General features: G+C 65.9%; 13 protein-coding genes. 7 read left to right on the top strand and 6 right to left on the bottom strand.

Annotated features, from left to right (window positions below; all coding sequences use genetic code 11):
* Positions 1-18 precede the first annotated feature (18 nt).
* The 3 genes from ABGA94_RS10805 to ABGA94_RS10795 form a co-directional block, all read right to left on the bottom strand.
* Positions 19-1,128: a polyamine ABC transporter substrate-binding protein gene (locus ABGA94_RS10805; RefSeq protein ID WP_329846482.1), complete on the bottom strand. Its 1,110-nt coding sequence runs from the start codon at positions 1,126-1,128 to the stop codon at positions 19-21.
* A gap of 91 nt (positions 1,129-1,219) precedes the next feature.
* Positions 1,220-2,617: a glutamine synthetase family protein gene (locus tag ABGA94_RS10800; protein WP_005415923.1), complete on the bottom strand. Its 1,398-nt coding sequence runs from the start codon at positions 2,615-2,617 to the stop codon at positions 1,220-1,222.
* On the bottom strand, positions 2,614-3,375 hold the full coding sequence (locus ABGA94_RS10795) for a gamma-glutamyl-gamma-aminobutyrate hydrolase family protein (RefSeq protein ID WP_005415922.1): 762 nt from the start codon (positions 3,373-3,375) through the stop codon (positions 2,614-2,616). The genes ABGA94_RS10800 and ABGA94_RS10795 overlap by 4 nt, the downstream gene beginning before the upstream one ends.
* A gap of 200 nt (positions 3,376-3,575) precedes the next feature.
* On the opposite strand from ABGA94_RS10795, the gene ABGA94_RS10790 reads away from it, so the two are divergent.
* Both ABGA94_RS10790 and ABGA94_RS10785 read left to right on the top strand, forming a co-directional pair.
* Positions 3,576-4,814: an FAD-binding oxidoreductase gene (locus tag ABGA94_RS10790; protein ID WP_194442127.1), complete on the top strand. Its 1,239-nt coding sequence runs from the start codon at positions 3,576-3,578 to the stop codon at positions 4,812-4,814.
* 225 nt (positions 4,815-5,039) lie between these two features.
* Complete coding sequence (locus tag ABGA94_RS10785) at positions 5,040-6,632, top strand: MASE1 domain-containing protein (RefSeq protein ID WP_032954066.1); 1,593 nt, start codon at positions 5,040-5,042, stop codon at positions 6,630-6,632.
* Between the two features lie 159 nt (positions 6,633-6,791).
* Here the strand turns inward: ABGA94_RS10785 and ABGA94_RS10780 are convergent, their stop codons facing one another.
* Complete coding sequence (locus tag ABGA94_RS10780; protein WP_032954065.1) at positions 6,792-7,280, bottom strand: hypothetical protein; 489 nt, start codon at positions 7,278-7,280, stop codon at positions 6,792-6,794.
* Between the two features lie 458 nt (positions 7,281-7,738).
* Between ABGA94_RS10780 and ABGA94_RS10775 the strand changes: the two genes are divergently transcribed.
* From ABGA94_RS10775 to ABGA94_RS10765, 3 genes are all read left to right on the top strand, one after another.
* Positions 7,739-9,301 (top strand): MASE1 domain-containing protein, encoded by a 1,563-nt coding sequence (locus ABGA94_RS10775; RefSeq protein WP_005415918.1) that lies wholly within the window; start codon positions 7,739-7,741, stop codon positions 9,299-9,301.
* Between the two features lie 94 nt (positions 9,302-9,395).
* Entirely contained in the window at positions 9,396-10,739 is a 1,344-nt protein-coding gene (locus ABGA94_RS10770; protein ID WP_005415917.1) for a diguanylate cyclase, read from the top strand.
* Between the two features lie 85 nt (positions 10,740-10,824).
* Positions 10,825-11,286, top strand: a complete 462-nt coding sequence (locus ABGA94_RS10765; RefSeq protein ID WP_005415916.1) for a bacteriohemerythrin — start codon at positions 10,825-10,827, stop codon at positions 11,284-11,286.
* Here the strand turns inward: ABGA94_RS10765 and ABGA94_RS10760 are convergent.
* Together ABGA94_RS10760 and ABGA94_RS10755 are read right to left on the bottom strand one after the other, a co-directional pair.
* Positions 11,267-12,568 (bottom strand): MFS transporter, encoded by a 1,302-nt coding sequence (locus ABGA94_RS10760; RefSeq protein ID WP_111127155.1) that lies wholly within the window; start codon positions 12,566-12,568, stop codon positions 11,267-11,269. The genes ABGA94_RS10765 and ABGA94_RS10760 overlap by 20 nt on opposite strands.
* Positions 12,569-12,807: 239 nt before the next feature.
* Complete coding sequence (locus tag ABGA94_RS10755; protein ID WP_065177402.1) at positions 12,808-14,304, bottom strand: aldehyde dehydrogenase; 1,497 nt, start codon at positions 14,302-14,304, stop codon at positions 12,808-12,810.
* 104 nt (positions 14,305-14,408) lie between these two features.
* On the opposite strand from ABGA94_RS10755, the gene ABGA94_RS10750 reads away from it, so the two are divergent.
* Both ABGA94_RS10750 and ABGA94_RS10745 read left to right on the top strand, forming a co-directional pair.
* On the top strand, positions 14,409-15,761 hold the full coding sequence (locus ABGA94_RS10750; protein ID WP_111177052.1) for an aspartate aminotransferase family protein: 1,353 nt from the start codon (positions 14,409-14,411) through the stop codon (positions 15,759-15,761).
* Between the two features lie 63 nt (positions 15,762-15,824).
* On the top strand, positions 15,825-16,733 hold the full coding sequence (locus tag ABGA94_RS10745) for a plasmid replication/partition related protein (protein ID WP_375367253.1): 909 nt from the start codon (positions 15,825-15,827) through the stop codon (positions 16,731-16,733).
* Positions 16,734-16,754: the final 21 nt, after the last annotated feature.

The following is a 16,754-nucleotide window of genomic DNA, read 5'->3' as shown; positions in this document are numbered from 1 at the left end:
GGGGGGCGCCAGACCGGCTTAGCGGCCGGTCTTCACCTCGGTCCACAGCCGGGTGTAGAGCTTGTCAGTCTCCGGCGTGTTGATCGAGTAGGTGAACATCTTCTCGGCCACGTCAGCCGGCGGATAGATCGTCGGGTCGTTGCGGATCGCCTCGTCCACCAGCGGTGTCGCGGCCGGGATCGGGTTGGCGTAGTGGATGAAGTTGGTGTTGGCCGCGGCGACCTTCGGTTCCAGCAGATAGTTGATGAACCTGTAAGCCGCTTCCGGGTGCTTGGCGTCCTTCGGGATCGCCAGCATGTCGAACCACTGCGGCGCACCTTCCTTCGGGATCGAATAAGCCACGTGCACGCCATTGCTGGCTTCCTCGGCGCGGTCGCGGGCCTGGATGATGTCACCCGACCAGCCGACCACCAGGCAGGTGCCGCCATTGGCCAGCGAACCGACGTACTGCGAGGAGTGGAAATTCTGCACATACGGGCGGATCGACTTCAGCAGGTCGGCCGCCTTCTGCAGTTCGGCCGGGTCGCCGCTGTGCGGATCCAGGCCCAGGTAATGCAGCGCGATCGGGATCATGTCGGCCGGCGTGTCCAGGATGGTCACGCCGCAGTCCTTCATCTTGCTGATGTTCTCCGGCTTGAACACCAGGTCCCAGCTGTTGGCGATATCGGTGCTGCCGCCGAAGCGCTGCTTCAGCATGTCCACGTTGTAGCCGATGCCGGTGGTGCCGATCATGTACGGCACGCCGTACTGGTTGCCCGGATCCTGGGTGGCAATGCGCTTCATCACCGCCGGATCGAGGTTGGCCAGGTTCGGGATCTTGCTCTTGTCCAGCGGCAGGAACACGCCGGCCTGGATCTGGCGGCCGAAGAAGTTCAGGGTCGGCACCACCACGTCGTAGCCGCTGTTGCCGGCCAGCAGCTTGGTCTCGACCATCTCATCGCTGTCGAACACATCGTAGGTCACCTTGATGCCGCTCTCCTTCTCGAAGGTCGGAATGGTGTCCTCGGCGATGTAATCGCTGTAGTTGTAGACGTTCAGGACCTGGCTGTCCTGCGCGCCGCCGTTGCCACCGCCACAGGCGGCAAGCATGGCGGAGGCCAGGCCGAGCGTGAGGATACGCAGCTTCATCGGGTGCTCCAGAATGCGGGAAGGGGGGCCGGCGGGGCCGGCGACGGGTGCCAGCCTACCCCCCGGCGGCGGATTTTTCTATTCCAGATGCTCAGACGTTCAGCAGCAGGAACTCGCGCTCCCACGAGCTGATGACGCGGAAAAAGGTCTCGTATTCCTTGCGCTTGACCGAGATGTAGGCGCGGCAGAAACGCTCGCCCAGCAGGGCCTGGAGCTCGCTGCACTGCTCCAGCCCGTCCAGCGCCTCGCCCAGCGAGCGCGGCAGGTTGTAGCCCAGTTCCTTCGCGCTGCCGGTCACCGGCGCGTCCGGCGCCAGCCGCTCGCGGATGCCGAGCAGGCCGCAGGCCAGGGTGGCCGCCATTGCCAGGTACGGATTGGCGTCGGAACCAGCGAACCGGCTCTCCACGCGCATGTTTTCCGGTGTATCCAGCGGCACGCGGAGGCCGCAGGTACGGTTGTCGAAACCCCAGTGCACGTTGCTCGGCGAGACCTCGCCGAACACCAGGCGCCGGTAGGAATTCACGTTCGGCGCGAAGAACGCCATCGCCTGCGGCGCGTACTTCTGCAGACCGCCCAGGTAGTGGCCGAACACCGGGCTGAACTCACCCTCGGCATCGGTCTCGCCAGCGAACACATTGCTGCCATCGCTCACCCGCACCAGGCTCTGGTGGATGTGCATGGCACTACCGGGCTCGTTCTCCATGGGCTTGGCCAGGAACGTGGCGTACACCCCGTGGCGCATCGCCGCCTCGCGCATGGTGCGCTTGAACAGGAACACCTGGTCGGCCAGGTCCATCGCATCGGCATGGGTGAAGTTCACCTCCAGCTGTGCTGCGCCGGATTCGTGGATCAGCGTGTCCACGTCCAGCTTCATCGCATCGGCGTAGTCGTACATCAGGTCGAGGATCGGGTCGAACTCGTTGACCGCGTCGATCGAGTACGACTGCCGCGCGGTCTCCGGGCGCCCCGAGCGACCGGCCGGTGGCAGCAGCGGGAAGTCCGGGTCGGTGTTCTTCTGCACCAGGAAGAACTCCAGCTCCGGCGCCACCACCGGGCGCAGGCCCAGTTCCGCATAAGCCGCCAGTACGCGGCGCAGCACGTTGCGCGGCGCAAGCTCGTGCGGTTCGCCGCTCTTGGTGTAGCAATCGTGGATGACCTGCGCGGTGGCATCGGCTGCCCACGGCACCATGCGCACCGTATCCGGATCGGGCCGCAGCATCATGTCCGAGTCCGACGGCGAGGTCAGGTCGTAGTAATCGTCAGGGAACTCGCCGGTGACGGTGGTGGCGAAGATGCCTTCCGGCAGGCGCGTGCCGTAATCGTGCGAGAACTTGTCGGCAGGAATGATCTTGCCGCGGGCGTTGCCGGTGATGTCCGGCACCAGGCATTCCACCTCGGTGATGCGCCGCTCCTTCAGCCAGCGCAGCAGGCTGCTTTCCTGCGGTGCGGGGGGCGTGGCCGTCTTGCGCGGGCGCGTTCGGGAACTCATCGGGAATCCAGTCGGTTCTGTTGGTGCTGCCGGCAAGCTTGGCCGAACGCACGGAAAATAGCGTGATAGAACGGCGTCTGCGTGACACGCCACTCCGGATGCCACTGTACGCCGAGCACAAATCCATGGTGCAGGCTGCGCGCTGCCTCGACCAGTCCGTCATCGGCCATGGCCTCGACCTGCAGGCCCTGCGCGAGGCGGGCGATGCCCTGTCCGTGCACCGAATTGACCTGCGCGCGGCCACTGCCGTGCCACTGCGCCAGCCAGCCATCGGTGGCCAGGGTCACCGCATGGGCCGGCCCATACTGCACTTCCACCAGCGCCTGCGGGTCTTCGCGATGGTCGGCCAGGCCGGGCACCGCATGCACCTGCGGATGCAGGCTGCCCCCCAGCGCGACGTTCAATTCCTGGAAACCGCGACAGATCGCCAGCACCGGCAGGTCCAGCGCCAGCGCTTCGTGCAGCAACGCAAAGGCATTGGCATCCCGGGCCGGATCATGCGGATTGCCTGGCCAGCTGCGGCCACCCTCGTAGTGCTGCGGTTCGATATTGCTGACCGCGCCGGTCAACAGCAGGCCATCGAGCCCAAGCAGCCAGTCGCTGGCCGGCAACGGTGGCTGCAGGCTCGGCAACACCACCGGGGTCACCTCGGCCGCCTCGGCCAGCGCGCGCACGTACTTCTCGCCGGCCACCGCGAAACGGTGGTGGCCGAGCACGGTGCTGTCGGTGGGCAGGCCCACCCAGGGCAGGCGGCGCATGGGGTCACTCCTTGGCGTGCCGACACGTTACCCGTCGCCTGGCAACGGCGGCAAGTCGCTGCCGTCACACCGCAGCTGCCGCGCATCGGCGAAACTACCGGGGTGAACGCTGATCGACCTGCCCTGCTCCGCCCTCCCGCACTGCACCCGCGAGGCCTGCAGTGAGCGCCGCGTTTCCGCCCAGCTGGTATGCCTCCAGCCTGCCCGAACCGCCCGCACTGCCCTCGTTGCAGGGGCAGGTGCAGGCCGACGTTGCGGTGCTGGGCGCCGGCTATACCGGCCTGACCGCCGCACTGGAACTGGCCGCGCGTGGCCAGCGCGTGGTAGTGCTGGACGCACAGCGGGTCGGCTGGGGCGCGTCCGGCCGCAATGGTGGCCAGGCGCTGGCCGGCTATGGCTGCGAGGTGGACGAACTGGAGCGTCAGCTCGGCCGTGACGATGCGCGCCACCTGTTCGACTGGTCGCGCGAAGCGGTACAGGCGATGCGCAGGCGCATCGATCGCCATGGTATCGACTGCCATTGGGTGGAGGGCCACGCCAGCGTCGCCATCCGCGAACGCCACGAGCGCGACCTGCACGCCAACTGCGAGCACCTTCAGCGCCACTACGACTACCCGATGCAGTGGTGGGACCGTGATGCCCTGCGCGCGCAGCTGGACAGCCCGCGCTACCGCGCCGCGATGTTCGATCCGCACAGCGCGCACTTGCACCCGCTGGCCTATGCGCGTGGCCTGGCCGATGCGGCGCGCGCGGCCGGCGTGGTGATCCACGAGAACTCCGCAGTGACCCGCGTGCAGCGCGGACCGCAGCCCACCCTGCATACCGCGCGGGGCAGCGTGCGCGCTGCGCACCTGGTGGTTGCCGGCAATGCCTGGCTGCAGGGCCTGCTGCCCGAGCTGGAACGCCGGATCATGCCGGTCGGCACCTATATCGGCGCCAGCGCGCCGCTCGGTGCCGAGCGCGCCCGCGCCCTGATCGGCAACAACATGGCCGTGGCCGACACCGCGTGGGCACTGGACTATTTCCGCCTCAGCCATGATCACCGGCTGCTGTTCGGCGGTCGCGCCAGTTACTCGGCGTTGCCCCCACCCGGCCTGCACGGGGTGATGCAGCGGCGCATGCACCAGGTGTTTCCACAACTGGCCGACGTGCCGCTGGAGCAGGTCTGGGGCGGTTACGTGGACATCACCCGCAACCGCGCCCCGCATTGGGGCCGGCTGGACGGCAACCTGTACTTCGCGCAGGGGTTCTCCGGCCATGGGGTGGCCGCCGCCGGGCTGGCCGGCGAAGTCATCGCCGCCGCGATTGCCGGCCAGAGCGAGCGCCTGGACGTGTTCCAGCGCCTGCGGCATGCGCCTTTCCCTGGCGGCCGGCTGCTGCGCACGCCGCTGCTGGTGGCGGCGATGTCGTGGTACAAGCTGCGGGATGCGTTGTGGTGAAGATTCTGCATCTCCACCTGTATTGAACGTTCTGACAAGCGCACCGCAGCGCTGATCGTGCTGCACACGTCACAGATTTTCACGCAACATGTGTGATGGATGGTTGGTCAATTACCTAAATGCGCAGCTGTGCAATTGCATAATCGTTCGCAGACCGATAACGTCCTGAGAAACCGGGCCCCGCGGCGAATGGAAGCTGACAGGGGACACGTAGGAGAGGGGGACGTGCGATTGGACTGGTGGAAAGAAGGATTGTTGCTGAAGGTGCGCATTCGTCCGGCTGGCCTGATGCTTGCCTTGCTTTATGCAGTTGCCTATTGGGCAACCCGACAGCTGTCGCTGGATCAGTTCTATTTGCCAGCCGGCATCCGGGTGGCGGCCGTACTGTTGTGCCCGCCGCGCCTGTGGCCTTATCTGCTGCTGGGCGAATATGCGTACTTTGCACAGTCCCGCGTGCCAATGATCGAGAAGTACGGCCTGACATGGGTCATTGTTGCCTCCGCGTTCCTCATGCCCGCAGTGATGTTGATTGTGAAGCTGCAACGGCGACTGATGGCGGAGTCGCAGACGATCGGCCTCTTGTTGATTGCCGCCGCTTCCAGCGTCGTTATTACTCTGCTGAACCTCAGCTTTTCCCATCTGCTCTGGCCAACACCCCCTTCCACGCCCTTCCTGACCAATGCGGCGCGTTACAGCGTGGGCGACTTCATCGGCATTCTGACGGTGGCCCCCATCGCCATGCTGTGGGCGCGACAGGACGTGGGGCAGGAGTGGAACGCTGGACGAAAGACCCCGATGCTGGCGGCACTTTCGTTGATGCTGCTGATCGGGATAGCAGCAACTCAACTGCCCGCAGACTGGGTTGCGCTGAAGGCAACGCTCCTGCTGCTGTTGGCACTCCCCGCGGCCGCACTTACCTGCCTGTATGGCTGGAAGGGTGCCGCCCTTGCAGTGCCGGTGCTCAACATGGTCATCGGCCTGACCACGCCCAACACACATCCAACCGCATTCGATCCAGCGGCCTTCATCACCCAGCAGATCATGGCGATCAGCGGCATCGTATTGCTGTTGCTCGGATCACGCATCACCCACTTCTACCATCGTTACAGGCTGCGCGAGATGGGGGAAAGGGACGCCATCCATCTTGCGAGGAGCTCGCAATTGGCCAGCGAGATGGAGCTGCGTGAGCGTGCCCTGCACCTTCGCAAGCTCGGCGACGGCATTGATACGTCGCTGGTTGAGCTGGCCGACTGGCTCAAGGCCCAGGGACATCACGCAGTGGCCAGCAGCCTTCTGCATACCTCAAATGTACATTCGCGGCTCTTTCGCGAACAGACAAGCATGGTCTATCCCTCGGGCCTGGAGCATCTTGGGCTTTACGTGGCTTTGCAGGCTGGCGGCATCCGTGAGTCATGGAAGCTGACGGAGCGCGTTCTCCGCCCGGATCTGAAGGGCGACCCCTGCAACCTGAGCGTGGAACTGCAGTTGGCCGCTTACCGAACACTCATTGATGCGGTCTCCATTCTTCTCAAGCATGAAGGTGGCCAGATTCGCATTCGTGCAAGGTGCGGCGGAATGGGTTCCAGGCGCGGAATCCTCATGGTCGTGTCGCTGCTGGAGTCGCGTCGGCGCCTTTCCCAGCAGACAACCATGGCAGCGTTCGAGCGGCTGTCCGGGCGAACCCTGCCCTATGACGGGACCGTTGACTGCTATGGCAACCGGGTCAGGATTCTGTTCCTCGACCGTGAATCAAAACTTGAGGCAGTGCCCAGCGCTCCATCGCAGTACAGCTGCCCCGCACCCTCTGCGCTGCAGTAGTGCATTTCACAGTCAAGCGGCCGGAGCGAACCAAAGCAGCGGAATCGCATAAGCGTCCCGCTCATCCCCTGGCCAAGGGCGTCATGGGCACCCGGCGAACATCCGGGTGCCCATGCAGCCCGACACTCAAGCTCGCCGATATCCCGGCAACAGGCAGTATCAGGGTGCCTCTACCGCCCACAACACATCAGCTCCGCCAGCATATCTGACCAGCGTGAATGCGGAAGACCGATAGACAACCGTTCTGGTGGCTTTTGCGGGAACAGGCAGGCGCTGCTCCGGCAACGACACCCTCGCAGATGGGTCACCTGCCGGCAGCACCCAGAACGTGCCCGCAGCATTGCCGATCACGATGTGCACGTGCCCTGCGAGATCGTTTACCTGGAAATAGTCCATGCCATCGCGCTCGAACCCATAGACCAACCAGCCGGGATCCACGCTCAGGTCTTGTGCCTGCGGAATCGACTGGCCGAGTCCTTGGCCGGCCATCTTGATTCCATGGTCGTCACCCGGGGCAAAAGCAAAAACGGATACCGGCACCAACATCAATGCACCAGCAAATGCATGAATTCGGAAACTTCTCACACTAACCTCCAGGTTGGATGCAATACGGATCAAGAAGGATGCTACCGCCAATCGCATCAGCATATACCGGGCGGACTCCGTGGTGCCCATGGGACATAATCCACTGGATCGATGCAAACCCATGCCACGCCGATGCTGCGTCCGAAATCGCCAATACCTGCATCGAAACCCGCCACGGTGCAGGTCAGTGGCATCTGAGACAAGGACCTGGACAAGCGCGTGTAACTGCAGGACATCGTCGATTGTGTGATGGGGAACGCAGCGGACAGCATCAACTGCCCAATGTGCCTGGTGCAACGGCTAAAACGTGATCGAACCGTGGGCGCGCTGATTGTGGAAGATTAACCGTCCGTTGGTGGCTATGCCGCCGCACTGCCGGGCGTGTAGGGCCACGAAGCACAGGAAGCCGCCAATTGCAGCGCAAAGGGAGGCCACGCACCTCGATTGCGCCCTTCTCCAACTGTCGATAATGTCTTCGGAAGTGGCCAGTCATCATTGGCCGGGAGACGGGAGACGCGGGCTTGGAGCGATTCAAAGAATCGATTGAACTGAGCTTCCGGATCCGACCCGTCGGAATCGCACTCGCGGCCGTCTACGCCCTGAGCTGCCTTGCCTCCCGTCAGTTCTCGCTGGATCAGTTCTTCCTGCCTGCGGGCATCCGGGCAGCGGCACTACTGATCGTCCCGACCCGCCTGTGGCCCTACCTGCTGCTTGGGGAGTACGCGTACTTCGCAACCCTGCGCATCCCCATGATCGATAGCTACGGCCTGGTCTGGGTCATCCTGGCCTCGACTCTGCTGATGCCGCTGGCGATGCTGGTGGTCTACTTGCATCGCATGAGAATGCCATCAGAGTCCGCCACCGGCCTCTGGCTGCTGTCGCTGACCTTCTGCACGGCATTGTTCGTCCCGGCTCTCAATATGGGCATTTCATTTGCTCTGTGGTCGAACCCGCCGCCCAGCAACCTGCTTAGCGCAGTTGATCGCACGATCTTTGGCCACTTCGCCGCCATCATCACCCTCGTGCCGTTGGCATTCCTCTGGTCGCGACGACACGCGGATCCCAATTGGACGCGCCGCTTTGCTGCGCCTACGGTCACGGCCATCCTGGTGATGCTGGTCCTGGGCCTGTGCATGCAGCTGACGGCCATCAGCGCCCACACCACACGCACCCACCTGGTGCTGCTGTCCTCCCTCCCAGCGATCGCCCTGACCTTCATGCATGGGTGGCGTGGCGCTGCCATCGCGATTCCGCTGTTGAACCTTCCACTCCATTTCGCCACACCCAGCACCGGCCTACCGTCCTCGTTCGACCTGGGCACCTTCGCCACCCAGCAGAACATGGCCGTGATGAGTGTCGCACTGCTCGCACTGGGATCCAGCATCAGCTATCACCATGAGCGTGCACGGTCCCGTGGACTGGCTGAGGAAACCACATTGCGCTTGGCACGCAGTTCGCATCAGACCCGTGAGCGTGAGCTTCGCGAGCGCGCCTCCCATCTCAAGCAACTCGGCGAAGGCATGGACAGCTCGCTCGGCGAGATGGTCAGCTGGCTGAAGGCGCAGGGGCATCATGCCGTGGCCAACAGCCTGCAGCACGCCTCATCCGTGCACTCGCGGCTGTTCCGTGAACAGGCCAGTCTGGTCTACCCCACGGGGCTGGAGCAGGTTGGGCTGTATATCGCGCTTCGGGTTGGCGGCGCATGCGAGACCTGGAACAACTCCCATCGCGTGATTCCGCCCCGGCTGGAGGGCAACCCCTGCTTGCTGACGGTGGACCTGCAACTCGCCATCTATCGCTCGCTGATCGAGGCGGTGTCGCTGCTGCTGGAGCTGGAATCGGGACAGGTCAGCGTGCGCGCCCGGAGCGGCCAGGCTGGCGAACGCCGCGGCATCGTGGTGGTTGTGGGCCTGCTTGACCGTGGTTGCACGCTGTCGAACCGGACCGTTCAGCAAGCCACCGAGCGTCTGGCCGGCCGGATAATGGCCTACGGCGGCACGGTGCATTGCCGTAGCAACCGGCTCCGGCTCGTCCTGCACGAATCGATTGCGGGTACAGCGGCGGCATTCGCATCGCCTGCCTGACCGGGAACGACGCGCAGGGCACGCTGCTCCGCTAAAGTTACACCCGAAACCGCCGCTATCCGTGCCGAGCCCCTCCCTCGTGAGCCACCGCATCATGCCCGTCCTGCCGCAGGCCGCCGTCGAAGGCGACCTGGCCGATCCGCTGCCACAGCGGATCCTGCTGGTCGAAAACTCCCGTGCGTTCACCGGCATGCTGCGCGAAGCGATCGAGCAGCGCCTGGAACTGCCGGTGGTGATCGCCTCCACCCTGGCCGAGGCCGACCGGCTGCTCAGCGAAGGCGGGGGCTGGTTCCTGGTGCTGACCGGACTGGTGCTGGCCGATGGCGACCGCGATGCGGTGGTCGAGTTCTTCCTCAAGCGCGACCTGCCGACGGTGGTGGTCAGCGGCGTTTACGACGAGGACCTGCGCAAGCGCGTACTACAGCAGCAGATCATCGACTACGTGCTGAAGAACACCCCGGGCAGCATCGACTACCTGGTGTGGCTGGTGCAGCGGCTGGAACGCAACCGACGCATCGCCGCGCTGGTGGTGGACGATTCGCCGTCCGCCCGTGGCTATGCCGCCGCCCTGCTGCGCATGTATGGGCATGAGGTGCACGAAGCCGCCGACGGCAACGAGGGCCTGGCTGCAATCGAGGCGCATCCGGCGATCCGCCTGGCGGTGGTCGACCAGGAAATGCCCGGCATGCAGGGGGTGGAATTCACCCGTCGCCTGCGCACCCTGCGCTCGCGCGACAAGGTGGCGGTGATCGGCATCTCCGGCAATACCGACGCCTCATTGATCCCGCGCTTCCTGAAGAACGGCGCCAACGATTTCCTGCGCAAGCCGTTCTCGCGCGAGGAGTTCTTCTGCCGCGTCTCGCAGAACGTGGACCAGCTGGAACTGATCGGCACCCTGCAGGACCTGGCCACCCGCGACTTCCTCACCGGCCTGCCCAACCGACGCTTCTTCCTGGAGCAGAGCCAGCGTCAGCTGCCGCAGCTGCAGCTGCACGGCCAATGCGTGGCGGTGGCGATGATCGACATCGACCACTTCAAGCACATCAACGACACCCATGGCCACGAAGCGGGCGACGACGCGCTGCGCGCGGTGGCCGGCGCGGTGACCGCGCATGCACGCAGCCACGACCTGATCGCGCGCTTCGGCGGCGAGGAGTTCTGCCTGCTGGTGCCAGACATGGAACAGGACGAGGCGCTGCTGTACTTCGAGGAGCTGCGCCAGCGCATCGCCGCACTGGAGGTGGACATCGGCACCGCTACCCTGCGCATGACGGTCAGCATCGGCCTGTGCTGCCTGCGCCCGCAGCGCGATGCGCTGCACCGGCTGATCTCCGAGGCCGACCGCCAGCTGTACCTGGCCAAGGCCGGTGGCCGCAATCGGGTCAGCTGCACCACGGTGGCCAGCCCGCTGCGTCCACGCGAGCCTGCGCTGACCTGACCGGTTCGCTTTGATCCAGATCAACGCCGTTCCCGCACGGCAGCTCTACAGTCGGCCCCGACATACGCATGAAGGGGAGCCGGGGATGGCACTACTGGTCTGGCAGGACGATCTGAACATCGGCATCGATGTGATCGACCAACAACACCGCCGCATCATCGAGATGCTCAACCACCTGCACGTGGCCCAGTCCAGCCTGCAGCGCGCGGCAGTGGGTGAAGTGATCGACGAGGTGGTCGACTACACCATGTCGCACTTCGCGTTCGAGGAAGAGCTGATGGAGGAAGCGGGCTACCCGTTCTGTGCCGCGCACAAGCGCGTGCATGAGATCTTCATCAAGCGTGTGGCCGAGTACCGGCTGCGCTTCCAGGCCGGCGAGGACATCAGCGATGAACTGCGCACGATGCTCTCGCGCTGGTTGTTCAACCACATCCGCGGCGATGATCAGGCCTATGCCGAACAGGTCAAGGCACACCTGAACCAGTTCACCCGCGAGCACCAGGGCGGTGGCTGGCTGGGACGCACGCTCAAGCGCTTCTTTGGTTGAACCGCAGCGCGCGCCGGTGCAGTGCCACCAGCGCGCACAGCGTCGCTGCCGCAGTCAGGCACAGGTAGTAGCCGACCGCGACCAGACCGAAGCGTTCGGCCAGCCAGGTGGCCAGGTACGGCGCCGGTGCAGCACCCAGAATGCCGGCCAGGTTGAATGACAGCGATGCGCCGGTGTAGCGCACCTCCACCGGGTAGATCTCGGCCAGGAAGGTACCGCAGGGACCATAGGTCAGGCCCATCAGGAACAGGCCCAGGCACAGGAAGGCGGTGACCATCCACGGGCTGTGCGGCTGGAACAGCGGCGCGAACAGCACGCCGAAACCGATGATCAGCACGCTGGCCACGATCATCGTGCGGCGCGTCCCCCAGCGGTCGCCATAGCGCGCCGACAGCGGGATGCCCAGCGCGAAGAACAGCATGCCGGCCATCTGCATCAGCAGGAACTGCTCGCGGCTGTAACCCAGCACCGCCGTGCCATGGCCGAGGCTGAACACGGTCATCAGGTAGAACAGCACGAAGGTGGCGAACGCGCCCAGGGTACCCAGCAGCATCGGCACCGGGTGGTCACGCAGCACCGTCCACATCGGCAGCCGCACCGGCGCCTTGCGCTCCAGCGCCTGCTTGAAGTCGGGGGTCTCGTGGATGTTCAACCGCACCCACAGGCCGAGGCCGACCAGCAGCGCGCTGGCCACGAACGGAATGCGCCAGCCCCACTGCAGGAAGTCGGCCTGGCTCAGGCAACGGCCGAGCACCAGGAAGATGCCGGCCGACAGCAGGAAGCCGAGCGGTGCACCCAGCTGCGGGAACATGCCGTACCAGGCACGCTTGCCCGGCGGTGCGTTCTCGGTGGCCAGCAGCACTGCCCCGCCCCACTCGCCGCCCAGACCCAGGCCCTGGCCGAAACGGCACAGCGCCAGAAGCGCCGGCGCCCACAGACCGATCTGCGCGTGCGTCGGCAGCAGGCCGATCAGCACCGTGGACAGCCCCATGGTCAGCAGCGCAGCCACCAGGGTGGCCTTGCGGCCGATGCGATCGCCGAAATGGCCGAACACTGCCGAGCCAACCGGGCGTGCGATGAAGGCCACCGCGAAGGTTGCCAGCGACTGCAGCAGGGCTGCCTGTTCGCTGCTGTCCGGGAAGAACAGGTGCGGGAACACCAGCACCGCGGCCGTGGCGTAGATGTAGAAGTCGAAGAACTCGATCGTGGTACCGATCAGGCTGGCCAGCAGAACACGACGGGGGGAATTCACGGGCGGCGCGGCAGCGGTGATCGAGGACATCGGCAACACGGGAAATGGCAGATCGACCGATTCTGCCACGGGCTGGCGGCGGTACGGCACGATGGTTTCAGCCGACACCGATGCCGACGAGGGGGCAGGCGCCTCCTGTAACGTCGAGACATGCTCGACGGTTCTTCGCGAGATGCAGCCGAGCATGGCTCGGCTCTACAGAAGAACGAACGGCAGTCGAGCATCGCTCGACTCTACAGAGAGCGAACAGCCGTCCAGCAATCGCGTCGTTACAGCTGCATCCAGGTGGCCTTGATCTCGCTGTACTTGTCGAACGCATGCAGCGATTTGTCGCGCCCGTTGCCGGACTGCTTGTAGCCCCCGAACGGAGCGGTCATGTCGCCGCCATCCCAGCCGTTCACCCAGATGCTGCCGGCACGCAGCTGGCGCGCGACGCGGTGGGCTCGCCCCAGGTCCCGTGTCCACAGGCCCGCGGCCAGGCCGTAGCGGCTGTCATTGGCCACGCGCACCGCTTCGGCCTCGTCTTCGAAACCAAGCACAGCCAGCACCGGCCCGAACACTTCCTCGCGCGCCAGTGCCTGCTCCGGGCGCACCTGGTCGAACACGGTGGGCTGGACGTAGCTGCCGCCGGCTTCCACTTCGGCGCGCCGCCCACCCAGCAGCAACCGGGCACCCTCGCCTTCGGCGCGCGCGATATCGTCCATCACCTTGTCCAGGTGCGCGGCATCCACCAGCGCGCCCATCGGCGCATCGGGGTCCAATGGATGGCGGGGGTGCATGTGCTGGCCATAGGCAACCACCTGATGCACGAAATCCTCGCGGATCGAACGCTGTACCAGGAGCCGCGAACCTGCGGTACAGACCTCGCCCTGGTTGAAGAAGATACCCTGTGCCACCGCCTTCGCGGCGGCGTCCAGATCAGGGGCGTCGGCAAACACCACATGCGGGCTCTTGCCGCCACATTCCAGCCAGACCCGCTTGAGGTTGGATCGCCCTGAACACTGCAGCAGCTTCGCGCCCGTGGCCGTGGAGCCGGTGAAGGCGAGCACGTCCACATCCATGTGCAGGGCCAACGGCTCACCGACGCGCGCACCGTGCCCCGGCAGCACGTTCAGCACGCCCTCTGGCAGGCCCGCTTCGGCGGCCAGCGCCGCCAGCCGCAACGCACTCAAGGGCGAGCGCTCGGACGGCTTGAGCACCACCGAGTTGCCCATGGCCAATGCAGGCGCGATCTTCCAGCAGGCCATCAGCAGCGGAAAGTTCCACGGAACGATCGCGGCCACGACCCCGGCGGCCTCGCGCGTGACCAGTCCCAGTTCGTGCGGGCCGGTCGGCGCGATCTCGCCGTATAGCTTGTCCACGGCCTCGGCGGTCCAGCGCAGGCAGCGCACCGCGCCTGGCAGGTCGATGCGGCGCGCATCACGCACCGGCTTGCCCATGTCCAGGGTTTCCAGCAGGGCCAGCTCGTCGGCATGCGTTTCGACCAATGCCGCCAGCGCCAACAGCACGCGCTTTCGCTGGGCCGGGCTGGCCTGCGACCAGTGGCCGGCCTCGAAGCTGCGCCGCGCGGCCAGTACCGCGCGCTCCACGTCCTGTGCGTCGCAGTCGGCGACCGCCCCCAGTACGCGACCGTCGATCGGGCTGACGCAGTCGAAACGGGCGCCGCTGGCTGCATCGACATAGCGGCCATCGATGAAGGCCTGGCCTGGCATCGACAGCTGGAGGGCCAGTGCCTGCCAATGGCTGCGGTCGGGAAAATCGGCCATGGGAAGCTCCAGCATTCTACGAGCCTTGGTTATACCGGGGTCACCGCGACTCCGCCGTGACGTGGCTGCGCTACATTCGTCGCATCGGACCCGACGGAGCTGGCATGAAGCGTCCCGGAAGCGACCTGCACGACCTGACCACACAGCGCCCCGAGTCACTGGACGCTTACTGGATGCCATTCACCGCCAACCGCCAGTACAAGGCGGCACCACGCATGCTGGTCCGCGCCGAAGGCATGCACTACGAAGACATCGATGGCCGACAGATCCTCGACGGCACCGCCGGCCTGTGGTGCTGCAACGCCGGCCACGCGCGACCGCGCATCGTCGAGGCCATCGCCGGGCAGGCACGCACGCTCGACTACTCGCCCGCTTTCCAGATGGGCTCGCCGCCGGCCTTCGCGCTGGCACAGCGGCTGGCCGCACTGGCTCCGGCCCCGCTCAACCATGTGTTCTTCACCAGCTCCGGCTCGGAGGCGGTGGATACCGCGATGAAGATCGTGCTGGCTTACCACCGCCAGCGTGGCGAGGGCCAGCGCACGCGCTTCATCAGCCGCGAGAAGGCCTATCACGGCGTCGGTTTCGGTGGCATGGCGCTGGGCGGTCTGCCCAACAACCGCAGGGCGTTCGGCCTGCAACTGGGGGGCGTGGACTATCTGCGCCACACCCTGGACCTGCAGCGCAACGCGTTCAGCAAGGGCCTGCCGCGCCAGGGCGCGGAGCTGGCCGACGACCTGGAACGGCTGATCGCGCTGCATGACGCCTCGACGATTGCCGCCGTCTTCGTCGAGCCCATCGCCGGCTCCGCCGGGGTGATCCTGCCCGCGCCCGGATACCTGCAGCGCCTGCGCGAATTGTGCGACCACCACGGCATCCTGCTGGTGTTCGATGAGGTCATCACCGGTTTCGGCCGGGTCGGCATGCCCTTCGCCGCGCAGCGCTTCGGGGTCACACCGGACCTGCTGACCTTCGCCAAGGCGGTCAGCAACGGCGCGGTGCCGCTGGGCGGCGTGCTGGCCAGCGACGCCGTGCATGCCACGCTGATGCAGGCCCCGCCGCAGGCCATCGAGCTGTTCCACGGCTATACCTACTCGGGTCACCCGCTGGCCTGCGCCGCAGCGCTGGCAACACTGGACGTCTACGCCGAGGAGCGCCTGTTCGAGCGCGCCATCGAACTGGGCGAGTACTGGCAGGAACGGCTGCACGCGCTGCAGGGCCTGCCCAACGTGATCGACATCCGCAACTTCGGGCTGGTCGGCGCGGTCGAGCTGGCACCGCGCCGCGATGCCCCTGGCAGCCGCGGCTACGAGGTGTTCCGGCGCTGCTTCCACGATGGCCGGCTGCTGGTGCGCTGCACCGGTGACATCATCGCGCTGTCGCCGCCGCTGATCGTGGACAAGGCGCAGATCGACCAGATCACCGGCACCCTGGGCGAGATGATCCGGGTCACCGCCTGAGCCCGGGCCGGCGGCGGCGAGCGGGTACAATGGGCGGTTCCGCTCCTGCTCGTTGCCGTGCCCATGGATATCGTCGTCAAAGAAGAACTCAAGGCCTACATCGACCCGCTGACCGCGGACGAACATGACGCGCTGGAGCGCAGCATCCTCGCCGAAGGCTGCCGCGATGCGCTGGTGCTGTGGGGTAATGTGCTGGTCGATGGTCACAACCGTTTCGGCATCTGCCAGAAGCATGGCCTGCCCTTCAACACCGTGCAGAACACGCGCTTCCAGAGCATGGAAGACGTTCACCTGTGGATGATCGAGCAGCATCTGGGCCGTCGCAGCGTGTCCGATTTCCAGCGCGGCGTGCTGGCGCTGCGCAAGCGCGACATCCTGGCCGCCCGCAAGCAGGTCGAGCAGGCGCAGCTGCAGCGCGAGAGCGACGGTACCGCCGAGATTGCCGATGAGGCGGGCGAGGACAGCCCGCCGTGGGAGCCGGCACCGAAGCTCAGCCGCGCCGAACTGGCCCGCGAAGCCAAGCTGAGTACCAGCCAGGTCGGCATGATCGAGCGCATCCATGCCCAGGCTGCACCCGAAGTGGTGGAGGCAGTGAAGGCCGGCGTGATCTCGATCAGCGCCGCCGCAGCCGTGGCCGATCTGCCCGAAGAGGAGCAACGCGCCGCCGCCGCCGGCGGCAAGGATGAGCTGAAGCAGGCGGCCAAGCGCGTGCGCGAATCCAAGCGCAAGCCGCGCGCGCCGAAGCCGGACGCGGCCGAGATGGACTTCGAGGAGCCCAGCGAGGACGAGATCGCCAGCCGCGACGCCGAGGTACTGTTGGCACTGGAACAGCTGGGCGAGGATGCCCCGGCCCTGCGCCGCCGCGTGGTCGCGTTGACCCGCGAGAACGACACCCTGCGCGCGCAGCTGGCCGCGCTGCGCAAGCAGGTAGTGCCGGCCGCTGGCCGGCAACTCCATGAAGGTATCGGGTGAACTGAAGATGCCGGCCAGCGT

It is taken from the genome of Stenotrophomonas sp. 3diitr2024, assembly GCF_042136455.1.
In the GTDB taxonomy this organism is placed as follows: Bacteria; Pseudomonadota; Gammaproteobacteria; order Xanthomonadales; family Xanthomonadaceae; genus Stenotrophomonas; species Stenotrophomonas sepilia.
The sequence above is the reverse complement of the archived record's forward strand: the minus strand, read 5'-3'. Positions and strand labels throughout refer to the sequence as shown.

Excerpts from the sequence above, each read along its gene's own strand:
- ABGA94_RS10805 (WP_329846482.1), bottom strand. The coding sequence starts at position 1,128 with ATGAAGCTGCGTATCCTCACGCTCGGCCTGGCCTCCGCCATGCTTGCC.
- ABGA94_RS10800 (WP_005415923.1), bottom strand. The coding sequence starts at position 2,617 with ATGAGTTCCCGAACGCGCCCGCGCAAGACGGCCACGCCCCCCGCACCG.
- ABGA94_RS10795 (WP_005415922.1), bottom strand. The coding sequence starts at position 3,375 with ATGCGCCGCCTGCCCTGGGTGGGCCTGCCCACCGACAGCACCGTGCTC.
- ABGA94_RS10780 (WP_032954065.1), bottom strand. The coding sequence starts at position 7,280 with ATGCTGATGCGATTGGCGGTAGCATCCTTCTTGATCCGTATTGCATCC.
- ABGA94_RS10770 (WP_005415917.1), top strand. The coding sequence starts at position 9,396 with ATGCCCGTCCTGCCGCAGGCCGCCGTCGAAGGCGACCTGGCCGATCCG.
- ABGA94_RS10765 (WP_005415916.1), top strand. The coding sequence starts at position 10,825 with ATGGCACTACTGGTCTGGCAGGACGATCTGAACATCGGCATCGATGTG.
- ABGA94_RS10760 (WP_111127155.1), bottom strand. The coding sequence starts at position 12,568 with ATGTCCTCGATCACCGCTGCCGCGCCGCCCGTGAATTCCCCCCGTCGT.
- ABGA94_RS10755 (WP_065177402.1), bottom strand. The coding sequence starts at position 14,304 with ATGGCCGATTTTCCCGACCGCAGCCATTGGCAGGCACTGGCCCTCCAG.
- ABGA94_RS10750 (WP_111177052.1), top strand. The coding sequence starts at position 14,409 with ATGAAGCGTCCCGGAAGCGACCTGCACGACCTGACCACACAGCGCCCC.
- ABGA94_RS10745 (WP_375367253.1), top strand. The coding sequence starts at position 15,825 with ATGGATATCGTCGTCAAAGAAGAACTCAAGGCCTACATCGACCCGCTG.